We start from the raw sequence: 14268 nt of genomic DNA on the forward strand, positions 1-14268 counted from the left end.
GCGCCAGAGCATTATTAAAATCAGTAAGTTAGTTAATAACGCCCGACATGTTAACTGCGTGGAGGGCAATACCACGCTGTACGCCCTGCCCCGCGCGGAGATCGTCGAACGCTGGCGCGAGCAAACCACCGACGACTTTCGCTTTTGCTTTAAATTCCCGGCAACCATCTCCCACAACGCCGCGCTGCGCAACTGCGATGATTTAACCCACGAGTTTTTCACCCGGATGTCGCCTCTGGCCAGCCGGATTGGACAGTACTGGCTCCAGCTTCCCGCCACGTTTGGCCCGCGCGACCTGCCTGCTCTCTGGCAGTTTCTCGACGCGTTGCCGCATGACTTTACCTACGGCGTAGAAGTGAGGCATCCGGAATTTTTTGCCAAAGGCGAGGCGGAAAAAGCGTTGAATCGCGGTCTGTTAGATCGCTCTGTCAACCGGGCGATCCTCGACAGCCGGCCCGTGCACAGCGCAATCCCGCACAGCGAAGCCATTGTTGATGCCCAGCGCAAAAAACCGAAGGTGCCCGTCCACGCGATCGTGACGGCCAAAAACCCGATGGTGCGGTTTATCGGCAGCGATAACATGCAGCAAAACCAGGCGATGTTCGCCGTCTGGCTGCAAACGCTCGCGAAATGGGAGCAGACCACCACTCCGTACCTGTTTTTACATACGCCGGATATTGCCCAGGCGCCTGAACTGGTCGATGCTCTCTGGCAGGCCTTGCAGCGTGCGGTTCCGTCGGTTGGCCCCGCCCCCTCCATCCCACAACAATCTTCTCTTTTCTGACATCACCCCCTATCATAGAGACGTGCCATCTGCCAAAAACAGGGAGTTAGTATGGTCAGCGCGCTGTATGCGGTGTTAGGTGCATTACTGCTGATTAAATTTTCATTTGATGTTGTGCGCCTGAGAATGCAGTACCGCGTCTCCTACGGTGACGGGGGCTTTTCTGAGCTGCAAAGCGCAATCCGCATCCACGGCAACGCGGTCGAGTACATACCCGTCGCGTTAATTTTACTGCTGTTAATGGAAATGGATGGCGCAGAAACCTGGATGGTGCACGTCTGCGGGCTGCTGCTGATTGCCGGACGCTTAATGCATTATTACGGTTTTCACCAACGCCTTATACGCTGGCGTCGTTCCGGCATGAGCGCGACCTGGTGCTCGCTTTTGCTGATGGTGCTGGCTAACCTTTGGTATATGCCGTGGGAGTTGGTTTTCTCCTTCCGTTAGCGCACAATATGCCCCTTTATTTTTCCCGGATTTTTACGTTATGTCAGATCGCGACACGCTTTTTTCCGCGCCTATCGCCAGCCTGGGCGACTGGACCTTTGATGAACGGGTAGCCGAAGTCTTCCCGGATATGATCCAGCGCTCTGTTCCAGGTTATTCCAATATTATTTCCATGATCGGCATGCTGGCTGAACGCTTCGTTCAACCCGGCACGCAGGTTTATGACCTGGGCTGCTCGCTGGGTGCGGCAACGTTGTCCATCCGCCGTAACGTTCATCAGGAAGGCTGCAAGATCGTAGCCGTCGATAACTCTCCGGCTATGGTTGAACGCTGCCGTCGCCACATTGACGCGTATAAAGCCCCTACGCCAGTGGAGGTAATAGAAGGCGATATCCGCGATATCGACATCCAGAACGCCTCGATGGTGGTACTGAATTTTACCTTGCAGTTCCTGGTGCCGGACGATCGTCAGCGGCTGCTGGATAAAATTTATCAGGGCCTCAACCCGGGCGGCGCGCTGGTGCTTTCCGAGAAATTCAGCTTTGAAGACGCCAGCGTAGGCGAGCTGCTGTTTAACATGCACCACGATTTCAAGCGTGCTAACGGCTACAGCGAGCTGGAGATCAGCCAGAAGCGCAGCATGCTGGAGAACGTGATGCTGACGGACTCCGTGGAAACTCACAAAGCGCGCCTGCACAAAGCCGGATTCGAACACAGTGAACTGTGGTTCCAGTGCTTTAACTTTGGCTCTCTGGTAGCGCTGAAGGCCGGAGACGCAGCATGATCGAGTTCGGTAATTTCTATCAGCTGATTGCCAAAAACCATCTCTCCCACTGGCTGGAGACCCTGCCTGCGCAAATTGCCACCTGGCAGCGCGATCAGCAGCATGGCCTGCTGAAGCAGTGGTCAAACGCCGTGGAGTTTCTGCCTGAACTGACGCCTCATCGTCTGGATTTACTGCACAGCGTGACGGCAGAAAGCGAAGCGCCGCTCCCGACCGGGCAGATTAACCGTATCGAAACGCTGATGCGTAACCTGATGCCGTGGCGCAAAGGGCCGTTCTCGCTGTACGGCGTGAACATCAATACCGAGTGGCGCTCAGACTGGAAGTGGGATCGCGTACTGCCGCACCTTTCCGACCTGACCGGGCGCACCATTCTGGACGTGGGCTGCGGCAGCGGCTATCACATGTGGCGCATGATCGGCGCGGGCGCGCATCTGGCGGTGGGTATCGATCCGATGCAGCTGTTCCTGTGCCAGTTTGAAGCCGTGCGAAAGCTGCTCGGCAACGACCAGCGCGCGCACCTGCTGCCGCTGGGCATCGAGCAACTCCCGGCCCTGAAAGCCTTTGATACCGTATTCTCTATGGGCGTGCTGTACCATCGTCGTTCCCCGCTGGAGCATCTGTGGCAGCTGAAAGATCAGCTGGTCAGCGGCGGCGAGCTGGTGCTGGAAACGCTGGTTATCGAAGGCGATGAGCATGCGGTTCTGGTGCCGGGCGACCGCTACGCGCAGATGCGCAACGTTTACTTCATCCCTTCCGCGCTGGCACTGAAGAACTGGCTGGAAAAATGTGGCTTTATCGATGTGCGCATCGCCGATGTGTGCGTGACGTCGATTGAGGAGCAGCGCCGCACCGACTGGATGATCACCGAATCGCTGGAACAGTTCCTCGACCCGGACGATCACAGTAAAACCATCGAAGGTTATCCGGCCCCGATGCGTGCGGTGTTGATTGCAACCAAGCCGTAATCTTTTAGCCGGGTGGCGGCTACGCCTTACCCGGACTACTCTCGCTTTTGTAGGCCCGGTAAGCGCAGCGCCACCGGGCACAGGACAAAAAAAGGCCCCTGTTGAAATTGCAGGGGCCTGGTACAAGCAAGCATCATATTGGGCGACATGATGCGCGGTAAAAATCGGTACGTTGCTACACGTGATGACGTTCAATCAGCGATTTCATTACCGCAACCGACTCTCCATCCACACCGTAGCGCGAGTACTCATCCGCTTCAGCATCCGTCGACATTGACAACCCTGTATTGCGATAACGCATGGGCGAAGGTATCCATTTACCCGCCGAGCTGTGCAGCTCTTCCACCCCTGCGTTTAAAAACAGTTCCAGATTGCTGGCGCGTACTCCCGCGCCCGCCATGATTATTGGAACACCGGAATGTGCTTTTAGTTCCGTAATTAATTTCAGTCCTTTTTCAGCCGAGGACTGCTGGCCTGACGTCAGAACGCGCGCCACGCCCAGTTCTGCCAGCGTATCAAAGGCTTGCATCGGATCTTTACACATATCGAACGCACGATGAAAAGTGACCGCCATTCCCTGGGCAACGCGCATAACCTGGCGCATGCGCGGAAAATCGACGTTGCCGTCTTCATCCAGCACGCCGGTTACCAGCCCCGGGAAACCTGAATCACGGACGAGGGCAATATCCTCAAGCATGGCGCTAAACTCATCCGCCGTATAACAAAAATCCCCCCCGCGTGGGCGAATAATCGGGTGCACCGGAATGGTGATGGCCTCACGCGCTGATTTCAGCACGCCAGAGGACGGGGTTAATCCACCCTCTTTCGGTGCCGCGCAAAGCTCGATGCGATCGGCCCCCTGCCGTTGCGCAGTGACGGCACACTCCACGCTGTAACAACAAATTTCCAGCAGCGCCATATCTCTCTCCTTAAATTTCGCTCAACGCACCATCGTGGCACATTGCCCGATTCCTGTCTGGATCAACGCTCACGCTTCGCTGGCGACGATCTGCTCGATAGTCCAGGGATGGAATTTCACCGTCACTTTCCCGTCCGTAACGGCAAGCGTAGGGTTTGGTAAACGTTCGCGCTCCCCTTTTGGTGAACTGCTTTTCACAAAAATACCCGGCTGGCTTAAGCCCTCGTCAGAGAGCAGCGCCAGCGCACGCGCGTTCAGCGTCTCTGACTCCCCCGGCAGAACAATTTCGATATGCTCCCAGCCTTCGTGCGGATAGCGTTTTTCTCCCGGCCAGGGCAGTTCAACAACGGTGAATTGCCAGTGGGCGACGCTTACCGGCTCGTGAAGTTTGAACAGGCAGATCGGGCGGCCGTTAATGATATTCTCTGAGAGCAGCTCGCCGCACTGCTCAAAGCCACGCCGCCAGCGTTCGGCGGTGGCGTTCTGGTGGCAGCGCAAAGCAATGTGATCGGCGTCAAGCGGCGCGATATCCAGCCCGAGACGGGTGGCAAGTTCTGTGAACGCCTGGGTGAAGCGCGGTAAATCTGCGGAAATATCATGCAGTTCGTCAAGGGTGTGCCAGTTCGCCATAGGTCAGTCTCGTCTCGTGTCGCAAAGCCGCTAATTTACTCTGTTGCCCCGATTCGACCAACCGCAGAATCACGGTTTTTTCGACTGCATGTTTATGCACACCGTCTTCGCCTGAATTCTGAACAATCTTCGGCCCCGGCAGGGCTGACGCCCGAAGGCATTTGCAGTATACTCCCGCCCTAAATTCTTAAACTGGCGCGGGCGTTTTTACCCGCATCAAAAATGTAAGGTATCCAGGTGAATATTCAGGCTCTTCTCTCAGAAAAAGTCAGTCAGGCACTGATTGCCGCAGGCGCGCCTGCGGATTGCGAACCACAGGTTCGTCAGTCAGCAAAAGTACAGTTTGGCGACTATCAGGCTAATGGCGTGATGGCAGTGGCTAAAAAACTGGGCATGCCGCCGCGACAGCTCGCTGAGCAGGTACTGACGCATCTGGATCTCACCGGCATCGCCAGCAAAACCGAAATCGCCGGTCCGGGCTTTATCAACATTTTCCTTGAGCCTGCGTTCCTGGCAAGCCACGTTGACGCGGCGCTGAAGTCTGACCGTCTGGGCGTGTCTCAGCCAGAGCCGCAGACCGTGGTGGTTGACTACTCTGCGCCAAACGTGGCGAAAGAGATGCACGTCGGTCACCTGCGCTCCACCATCATTGGTGATGCCGCCGTACGAACCCTGGAATTCCTGGGGCACAAGGTGATCCGCGCTAACCATGTAGGCGACTGGGGCACTCAGTTCGGCATGCTGATCGCGTATCTGGAAAAACAGCAGCAGGAAAATGCGGGCGAAATGGCGCTGGCGGACCTGGAAGGGTTCTACCGTGAAGCCAAAAAACACTATGACGAAGACGAAGCCTTCGCCGAGCGCGCGCGCAGCTACGTGGTGAAACTCCAGGGCGGCGACCCGTACTTCCTCGAGATGTGGCGCAAGCTGGTGGACATCACTATGTCCCAGAACCAGCTCACCTATAACCGTCTGAACGTGACCCTGACCCGCGACGACGTGATGGGTGAAAGCCTGTATAACCCGATGCTGCCAGGCATTGTGGCGGACCTGAAAGCCAAACATCTGGCGGTGGAAAGCGAAGGCGCAACGGTGGTATTCCTTGATGAGTACAAAAACAAGGAAGGCGAACCGATGGGCGTCATCATCCAGAAAAAGGATGGCGGCTATCTGTACACCACCACCGATATCGCCTGTGCGAAATACCGCTATGAAACCCTGCATGCGGACCGCGTGCTGTATTACATCGACTCCCGTCAGCACCAGCACCTGATGCAGGCGTGGACGATCGTGCGTAAAGCGGGCTACGTACCGGATTGCGTGCCGCTGGAACACCACATGTTCGGCATGATGCTGGGTAAAGACGGTAAGCCGTTCAAAACCCGTGCGGGCGGCACCGTGAAGCTTTCCGATCTGCTGGATGAAGCACTGGAACGCGCGCGTCGCCTGGTGGCCGAGAAGAATCCGGATATGCCTGCTGACGAGCTGGAAAAACTGGCTAACGCCGTGGGTATCGGTGCGGTGAAATACGCGGATCTCTCCAAGAACCGTACCACCGACTATATCTTCGACTGGGACAACATGCTGGCATTTGAAGGCAACACGGCGCCTTACATGCAGTATGCCTACACCCGCGTGCTCTCCGTCTTCCGTAAAGCGAATATCGACGAAAGCGTGCTGGCGAACGCCCCGGTGACCATTACTGAAGACCGGGAAGCACAGCTGGCCGCGCGCCTGCTTCAGTTCGAAGAGACGCTCTCCGTTGTCGCCCGTGACGGTACGCCGCACGTTATGTGTGCTTACCTGTACGATCTGGCCGGTCTGTTCTCTGGCTTCTACGAACACTGCCCTATCCTCTCTGCCGAGAGCGAAGCGGTGCGTAACAGCCGCCTGAAGCTGGCGCAGTTGACGGCGAAAACCCTGAAGCTGGGTCTGGAGACCCTGGGTATCGAAACCGTAGAACGTATGTAAAAAAGAAACCCGGCAAGCGCCGGGTTTTTTTATGACTGATTGCGGTTAGTCGTGAACGAGCACCTGGAAGGTATCTAATTCATACTCTCTGCCGTTATAGCCGATGCAGCATCCTCTGCTGAGGTGGCTTCCTGCTTTACCAACAAAGAGGCCATTATCGAATTTTGCACGTGCAACGTAGAGCTTAGCACCATTGGCTTCATGCCCCGCCTCAACCATATTCGGTGGGAAATTTTTCCCCTTAACGTCTACCCATTTTAACGCGCCCACGTAAATTTCAAAATCATTACACAGGTGCTCGCTCCCTCCCCACGGGACCCAGGCCGTATTGCCGAACACCCATTTACCCGGATGAATACCATTATTCAGTTTTGCGCGAATAATAAACAACGGTGAAGGTCCTTTGATACCTGGCACCCCAATTTCATAACCGGCTACAGGCGCGTCCAACGGAATAAATTCATCTCTTTTCGCTGATTTCCACATAATGATTTCCTTTTCAATTTAAATAATTATCCGTAAATAAAATGATTAGAATTCTGAGATCGAATGAATAGCCAACTCATTGTTCAGGCTTTGAAAAATAATGACCTTAACCAGTGATTTTTCTTGTCCCTTTGCATGCATGAAACGGCGAAGCGCAATAAAGGTATGCAGTTGGCCAGCCACGAGCTGGCTACCGACAAACAGTAGCGGGGTATAGCCCGCGCCGTCGATATCATTGAAAACCGATTCGAACATTTGAAGATGTTCATCCGACATTTTATCGGCATGCATATTTACAGAAGGGTTAATAACAATACTGCCCATTGCATTTTCCATTGCATCACTCCTTAAATGTGTATTGGAAGAATCTTAATGCAATTAAAAATAGGATAAATACGGCATGCATTTTGTGAAGAGAATCACACTTTAATAACAGCCTGAATTTATTTTAAGCCTATTATTCACGTCATAAATATAAGCAGAATATCATATTGATGGCGTATTATATTTACCCACCGTTATTATAAAAAAAAGCCCCTTTTAAGAGGGGCTTTGCAGTAATGAAATTATTAAGCAGCCGTCAGAAATATTTGCGTAAATACTCCGTCAGGCACAGAATCGCCATTGCCTGGCCATACGGCATCGACGTCAGCGGTATTTGACGATAAAAATCGAGATCGCTGCCCATTCCCGTCCCGAACGAGGTTTGCAGCAGCTCCCCTTCCGGCGAGATATTTTGCACAATACCGCGAATCGCTTTCTCCGCCACCTCAGCGTACTCTGCGCCGACATAACGCTTGCGCACGGCCTTCAGGATACCGTAGGCAAACCCTGCCGTGGCCGACGCCTCCAGATAAGAATCAGGATCGTCAAGCAGCGTATGCCACAACCCGCTCTCGTCCTGACATTTTGCCAGCGCGGCGATCTGCGCATTCAGCACCTGCACCAGATAGCGACGAACGGCGTTGTTTTCCGGCAGATCCACCAGCTCAAGGAAGTCCGGGATCACGATGGTCAGCCAGCTGTTGCCGCGCGCCCAGCGGGCCCGGGCAAAGTTGTGATTACCTTCGTAATTCCAGCCGTGGAACCACAGCCCCGTCTCCCGGTCCATCAGGTTCTGCACGTGGAGCAGGAACTGATAGATCGCCTCCTCTACGTACTCCGGCTTGTTCAGCAGCCTGCCGATTTTCGCCAGCGGCAGTACCGTCATCATCAGCGTGTCGTCCCACATCTGCTGATGGTTCTCTTCTGCCAGCGTGATGTGCTGCATGCCCCCATGTTCGGTGCGCGGCATCTCGTTCATCGCCCACTCTGCCCAGCTTTCCAGCCACGGTAGCCAGGCCGGGTTTTTGGTCTCTTCGTAGCGGTACGCCAGCGTCAGGAACGGCGACATGGTGTTCACGTTTTTGGTGGTTGCGCCTTCTGCGAAACGGTCAGCAAACCAGCTGTCGATAATCTCGCGCATGCCTTCGTCACCGGTCTGGCAGTAATACTGCCAGATACCGTACAAACCGACGCCGTGCGTCCACTCCCATCCGGCCCAGCCTTTGGTGTCGATCACGCGCCCGTCGTCCAGCCGCAGCAAAAACTCACCCGTTTTGTCGTGGATATTGACCAGGTTATGCGTCACCTTCTGAATGAGCGATTTCAGCTCATCCCTGGCGATAAAGCGCTCAGGCTGACGCAGTAGCGGGCTATGTTTGACAGGCCAAACTTTCATCATCTTAACCTCTGTTGTATGTCGAATTCAGTACCGCACGATCCTTCAGCGAAGGGGCCGCGGGCTTATTGCGATTCAGATAACCGATATTGTTGTTGCCCCACAGGGATTCATACGGCATACCGGCCAGCATCTCCACGGTGGCGCGCGCCTGCGGGGTCGCCGCCTCCGGCATCGCATGGCCGGACTCGCGCATTTTCGCGGTCTCTTCGCGCAGGGTGCTGTGGGTTTGTAAATTGAGCCTGAAGCGCAGGGAGACCAGGAAGCCGCAGAACAGCACCAGAATGGTGCCCACGCTCAGGATCATCAGAATGGTATGGCTCACTTCCGCAGGCTGTACTTTCTGACCGCTGACAAAGCCGGACATCTGCATCACGATACCCACCAGCATCACCGCGCCGGCCTGAGACGCTTTACGGGTCAACGTCATGATGCCCGCGAAGATCCCTTCGCGACGCTGACCGGTGATCACTTCGTCCACGTCAGCAATGTAGGTGTAGGTATTCCACGGTACATAGTTGATACCCCCGCGGCCAAGACCGGCAATTGCAGAGATCAGCAGCAGCAGAGCGTATACGTCGCTCAGGCCCGCGTAGTAAAGCACCGCGTAAGAGAGCGAAGCCAGGCCAAACAGCACGACCACCATGCGGTAGGACGGTGCAGGTCCGAAGCGAATGCACAGCGGGATCATCCCGATCACGGCGAGGAACTGGAAGATGGCCATCGTGCCCAGCAGGTTGGACGCCATCGACGCTTCCTGCATCAGCACAAACACCACGTAATAGGTGAAGACGGCGTTGAACACGTCCTGAGCAATATAGCCGCCGAGGTACATGCCCAGGTGCTGGCGGAAAATCTTAATACGCAGCGTTGAACTTAATTCGACAAAAAGTCGGTTCAGGCTCTGGCCCAGAGTCAGCTTTTTCTTCTCTTCTTCGGCGCGCAGGGCCGCTTCAGACCACTCTTCACGCGGACGTTCCCAGGTAAAGAACCAGACAAAAGTGAGCATCAGGGCGCACAGCACGGAGAAGACCAGGCTGGCATAGAAGAAGGAGATCGCGTTGTCTTTGCCAAATTGCGTGAGCAGGATCCCCGGCAGGAAGGAGGCGAGAATGGCAGACATCTGCGCCATAGAGATACGCGCCCCGGAGAATTTGGTTTTCTGTTTGAAATCGTCCGTCATTTCCGGCACCAGCGTTTCGTACGGCACCAGGATCATGGTGTAGACGATATCGAAGATCAGATAAGTCAGCAGGTAGTACCAGAAGCTCATGTCCCCTACCCACATCAGCGAGTAGCTGAACACGCAGGGAATACCGAGCAGAATAAAGAATTTACGACGGCCAAAACGCTTACCCAGCCAGGTGGTACCAAAGTTATCGGTTAAAAAGCCCATTAACGGGCTGACAACCGCATCCAGCACCCTTGCGGCGGCAAAGATAAAGGTTGCTTCAATCGGTGTGAGTCCACAGAAGGTGGTATAAAAATACAAAAGCCAGGCGGCCGTCAGGGCGGTAGTCCCCGCCCCGAGGAAGTCCCCTGACCCGTAAGCAAGATAATTTGCGAGTCCAATTTTTCGTGTTTTCATTGCCGTCAACCCTAATCAGTTTTGGGAGACTCCCTGTAAGCAAACCTCGTCCGGGAGTTTTTACACGGCTACAGTAAAAGTATCGACCTGGTGAAACCTTTCTGTTTCTGCCATCACCGGGTGGCAAATGGCAAAAATGCAAAGAGTGTCGTTACGCGTGTCACTGATTTATAAAACAGCGTTTCTTTTGCATCAAAAGGGAAGGTCAATTTTGCGAGCCAGCCTTCAGAAATGCCTGAAGACTGGCGAAAAGGCGGGCAGTTAGCGGTAGTTGACGAGCACCTCGTTGCGCTGAATTTTAAGCGCCGGGATCAGGCGTCCACCGCCCGGCACTTCCCAGATAAAGCGTAAAGGTTCCTGAGCAGACACCCCGTTTAAGGCCTGGGTTGTGCCATTTTGCCCCTCGATTTCCGCGCAGCGGGTCAGCGAGCACAGCCGCACCCGTAACCCGGCCGGCGTAGGGCCCGTCAATGTGTAATTCCAGGCCACCAGCGTCATCTGCCCGGAAACGGGCTCAGAGGCCGACAGCGGACGGGAGGAGATCGCCTCCCCACGATGGTTGAGCGTTAAGCCGATACTGCTGGCCTGCCATGCCCCCTCGCCTGCGGCCTGCGCCGCCAGCGGAAAAAGTAAGATCCACAGCCACTTACGCATTATTTTCCTCCGATGGTCGCCGTCATGCGGATATTGCGGTTATCGGACAGCTCCATGTTCGACAGTACCACCAGCTGGTTCAGGCTCCGGCGCAGGAAGCGCGACAGCAGCGGACGCAGCGCATGATTCACCAGCAGCACCGGCGGCGCGCCCAGCATCTCCTGACGCGCCAGCGCCTCCTGAGTTTGCGCCAGTAATCTGTCCGCCAGGCCTGGCTCCAGTCCGCCACCGCCCTGTAGGGCCTGAAGCAGCAGACGTTCAAGCGGCGTGTCGAGGCCAATTACCTGCACTTCGCCGGTTCCCGGGAACCACTGCTGGGTAATGGCGCGTCCGAGCGCCACGCGCACTACCGCCGTCAGCTCGTGCGGATCGCTTTGCAGCGGCGCATGCTCGGCCAGCGTTTCGAGGATGGTACGCATATCGCGGATAGGCACTTTCTCGTCGAGCAGGTTTTGCAGCACTTTATGCAGCGTGGTTAAGGTCAGCACGCCCGGGACTAAATCTTCGGTCAGCTTCGGCATCTCCTGCGTTACGCGGTCGAGCAGCTGCTGCGCCTCCTGACGCCCGAACAGCTCCGCAGAGAACTGACCAATCAGGTGGTTAAGGTGCGTCGCCACCACGGTACTGGCCTCAACGACCGTGTAACCCTGAATCTGCGCCTGCTCTTTCAGCGCGCTTTCGATCCAGATAGCGGCCAGACCAAAGGCCGGATCGGTCGTCTGCTCGCCCGGCAGCGTGCCTGCGGCGGTGCCGGGGTTAATCGCCAGCCAGCGGCCGGGGTACGCGTCGCCGCTGCCGATTTCCACCCCTTTCATCAGGATGCGGTAGCGTGCGGGGGGCAGATCCATGTTGTCACGGATATGAACCACCGGCGGCAGGAAGCCCATGTCCTGGGCGAATTTTTTACGAATGCTGCGGATACGGCCCAGCAGTTCACCATCCTGCTGGAAATCCACCATCGGGATCAGGCGGTAGCCCACCTCCATCCCCAGCGAATCCTCAAGCTGAACGTCGTTCCAGGTCGCTTCTACCGCCTGGGTGTTCTCAGGCATTTTGACCGGGGCCGGCTCTGCTGCTGGCTGGGTTTCACGGCCACGCATCCACCAGGCAAGCCCCAGCAGTCCAGCGGTAAACAGCAGGAACACCAGGTTTGGCATGCCCGGCACCAGCCCGAGCAAGCCCAGCACCGCCGCGGAGAGCAGCATAACGCGCGGGTTGCTGAACAGCTGTCCCACCATCTGCTCGCCAACGTCCTGGTCGGTGCTGACGCGAGTCACGATCACACCCGCCGCGGTGGAGATCACCAGCGCCGGGATCTGCGCGACCAGACCGTCACCGATGGTCAGCAGCGTATAGCTTTCCGCCGCGTGGCCCATGTCCATTCCGTGTTGCAGCACGCCGACGAGCAGGCCGCCGACGACGTTAATCACCATGATCAGAATGCCCGCGATGGCATCACCGCGCACAAACTTACTCGCACCGTCCATCGAGCCGTAGAAATCGGCCTCCTGGGTCACTTCGGCACGGCGTTTTTTCGCTTCATCTTCCGCGATCAGCCCGGCATTAAGGTCGGCGTCGATGGCCATCTGCTTGCCCGGCATCCCGTCGAGCACGAAGCGCGCGCCCACTTCTGCGATACGCCCTGCACCTTTAGTGATAACCATAAAGTTGATAATCACCAGAATGACGAACACCACGATACCGATGGCGAAGTTGCCGCCCACCAGGAAGTGACCGAAGGCTTCTACCACCTTGCCCGCCGCCGCCGCGCCGGTGTGCCCTTCCATCAGGATGATACGCGTGGAGGCAACGTTCAGCGCGAGGCGCAGCAGCGTGGTGAACAGCAGGATCGTTGGAAACGCGGCGAACTCCAGTGTGCGCTGGGTAAACATCGCCACCAGCAGCACCATGATGGACAACGCAATGTTGAAGGTGAAAAGCAGGTCGAGGATAAATGCCGGTAACGGCAGCACCATCATCGACAAAATTAGCAGGATCAGAATCGGTCCGGCAAGGATCTGCCATTGCGTCGTTTTCAGGTTGCCGGGCAGGCGCAACATTGCCACCAGATTAGCCATCAGTGTCCTTCTCGTTCAAAAAATCCAGTGCTTCAGGCACCGGAAGGTTCTCAGGTTTTACAGGTCGTTGACCGCCTGCTAAACGCCAGCGTTTCAGTTGCCACACCCAGGCCAGCACCTCTGCGACAGCGGCATAGAGCTGGCCCGGGATCTGTTGTCCAATTTCCGCGTGGCGGTACAGCGCACGGGCCAGCGGCGGTGCTTCAAGGATCGGCACGCGGTTTTCCGTGGCGATTTCACGAATGCGCAGCGCAATCAGCCCGGCCCCTTTCGCCACCACTTTCGGCGCGCTCATTTTGTTTTCGTCGTACTGTAGCGCGACGGAGTAGTGGGTCGGGTTAGTGACGATCACATCGGCTTTCGGCACATCTTCCATCATGCGACGACGCGCGGCAGCACGCTGCATCTGCCGGATACGGCCCTTGACGTGCGGGTCGCCTTCCATCTGTTTATATTCATCGCGGATGTCCTGACGCGACATTCGCAGCTTCTTGATATGGGAAAAGATCTGGAAGATAACGTCGAACGCCACCATCGGAATAATGCTGAGCACCACCAGCAGCGAGCATAGTCCGACCAGATTCAGGGCATTTTTCATCGCCGTCATGGGGGATTCGCTGATCAGGCGCATCATTTCCGGCCAGTAGTGCCACAGAAAAAAACCGGCTGTCCCGCCCATAAGAAGCGATTTCAGAATGGCTTTGAGCAACTCAGCGCCCGTTTGCGCGGAGAACATTTTTGCAATACCGGGCAGCGGGTTGAGCTTAGAGAATTTCGGTTGCAGCGATTTACCGCTGAACACCAGGCCACCGAGCATGACCGGCGATACAAGCGCCACGATGACCACGCCCACGATCAGCGGCAGCAAGGCGATCATCGCGCTTTTCACAAGATTGATGATTTGAATGAGGATCAGATTGGGGTCATTGACCATGCTGTGATCGAAACGTAAGCCAGCAGAGAGCATACCCGCCAGTCTGCGGGCGAGCATCTCCCCGCCCCACCAGATGATACACACGCCGACCACCAGGATCAGCAGGGACGTCAGCTCTCTGGATCGGGGGATCTGCCCATCCTCACGGGCTTTTTCAAGTCGGTGGGGTGTGGGGGCTTCTGTTTTGTCGTCGTTCTCTTCTGCCACTGTGCCTGCTCGCAGCCCATTAATTCACGGGTATCATGCCAGCGCAGAGAAAATCCAATGGCGGGAAAAGCCCGTTTATTCGGGCTCTTTTCGCGGTT

At 56.1% G+C, this 14268-nt stretch carries 14 protein-coding genes; 5 read left to right on the top strand and 9 right to left on the bottom strand.

Translation table 11 applies throughout. The annotated features are described in order from the left end of the window. Nucleotides 1-10: 10 nt before the first annotated feature. Genes DBR02_RS00005 through cmoB form a run of 4 tightly spaced genes read left to right on the top strand, consistent with a single transcriptional unit; the run spans nt 11 to nt 2983 of the window. Entirely contained in the window at nt 11-784 is a 774-nt protein-coding gene (locus tag DBR02_RS00005; protein ID WP_107535605.1) for a DUF72 domain-containing protein, read from the top strand. A 51-nt stretch (nt 785-835) separates the two neighbouring features. Further along, on the top strand, nt 836-1231 hold the full coding sequence (locus DBR02_RS00010; RefSeq protein ID WP_063450115.1) for an MAPEG family protein: 396 nt from the start codon (nt 836-838) through the stop codon (nt 1229-1231). Nucleotides 1232-1271: 40 nt separating this feature from the next. Further along, entirely contained in the window at nt 1272-2015 is a 744-nt protein-coding gene (gene cmoA / locus DBR02_RS00015) for a carboxy-S-adenosyl-L-methionine synthase CmoA (RefSeq protein ID WP_063868461.1), read from the top strand. Continuing rightward, nucleotides 2012-2983 (top strand): tRNA 5-methoxyuridine(34)/uridine 5-oxyacetic acid(34) synthase CmoB, encoded by a 972-nt coding sequence (gene cmoB / locus DBR02_RS00020; RefSeq protein WP_107533267.1) that lies wholly within the window; start codon nt 2012-2014, stop codon nt 2981-2983. Before cmoA ends, cmoB begins: the two co-directional genes overlap by 4 nt. A 175-nt stretch (nt 2984-3158) precedes the next feature. Here cmoB and cutC read toward each other — a convergent pair whose 3' ends face one another. After that, a complete protein-coding gene (gene cutC / locus DBR02_RS00025) occupies nt 3159-3902 on the bottom strand; it encodes a copper homeostasis protein CutC (RefSeq protein WP_107533268.1) in 744 nt (247 codons plus the stop codon). A 69-nt stretch (nt 3903-3971) separates the two neighbouring features. Beyond that, on the bottom strand, nt 3972-4532 hold the full coding sequence (locus DBR02_RS00030; protein ID WP_107533269.1) for a VOC family protein: 561 nt from the start codon (nt 4530-4532) through the stop codon (nt 3972-3974). A gap of 237 nt (nt 4533-4769) precedes the next feature. Between DBR02_RS00030 and argS the strand changes: the two genes are divergently transcribed. After that, the gene (argS, locus tag DBR02_RS00035; protein WP_107533270.1) at nt 4770-6503 is read left to right on the top strand and encodes an arginine--tRNA ligase; all 1734 of its coding nucleotides are present in this window, start codon (nt 4770-4772) and stop codon (nt 6501-6503) included. A gap of 45 nt (nt 6504-6548) precedes the next feature. Here the strand turns inward: argS and DBR02_RS00040 are convergent, their stop codons facing one another. From DBR02_RS00040 to flhB, 7 genes are all read right to left on the bottom strand, one after another. Beyond that, nucleotides 6549-6989 (bottom strand): DUF3421 domain-containing protein, encoded by a 441-nt coding sequence (locus tag DBR02_RS00040; protein WP_107533271.1) that lies wholly within the window; start codon nt 6987-6989, stop codon nt 6549-6551. Nucleotides 6990-7034: 45 nt separating this feature from the next. Then, on the bottom strand, nt 7035-7325 hold the full coding sequence (locus tag DBR02_RS00045; protein ID WP_028013637.1) for a hypothetical protein: 291 nt from the start codon (nt 7323-7325) through the stop codon (nt 7035-7037). A 244-nt stretch (nt 7326-7569) separates the two neighbouring features. Further along, entirely contained in the window at nt 7570-8709 is a 1140-nt protein-coding gene (bglB, locus tag DBR02_RS00050; RefSeq protein WP_063868555.1) for a beta-galactosidase BglB, read from the bottom strand. A gap of 4 nt (nt 8710-8713) precedes the next feature. Further along, nucleotides 8714-10297 (bottom strand): MFS transporter, encoded by a 1584-nt coding sequence (locus DBR02_RS00055; RefSeq protein ID WP_063868457.1) that lies wholly within the window; start codon nt 10295-10297, stop codon nt 8714-8716. A gap of 261 nt (nt 10298-10558) precedes the next feature. Further along, on the bottom strand, nt 10559-10951 hold the full coding sequence (flhE, locus tag DBR02_RS00060; protein WP_107533272.1) for a flagellar protein FlhE: 393 nt from the start codon (nt 10949-10951) through the stop codon (nt 10559-10561). After that, nucleotides 10951-13029 carry a flagellar biosynthesis protein FlhA gene (gene flhA / locus DBR02_RS00065; protein ID WP_063450124.1) on the bottom strand — a complete coding sequence of 693 codons (2079 nt, stop codon included), beginning with the start codon at nt 13027-13029 and terminating at the stop codon, nt 10951-10953. The genes flhE and flhA overlap by 1 nt, the downstream gene beginning before the upstream one ends. After that, nucleotides 13022-14170: a flagellar biosynthesis protein FlhB gene (gene flhB / locus DBR02_RS00070; protein ID WP_064910429.1), complete on the bottom strand. Its 1149-nt coding sequence runs from the start codon at nt 14168-14170 to the stop codon at nt 13022-13024. Before flhB ends, flhA begins: the two co-directional genes overlap by 8 nt. Between the last annotated feature and the right edge of the window lie 98 nt (nt 14171-14268).

The organism is Enterobacter cloacae complex sp., assembly GCF_900322725.1.
GTDB lineage: Bacteria > Pseudomonadota > Gammaproteobacteria > Enterobacterales > Enterobacteriaceae > Enterobacter > Enterobacter quasihormaechei.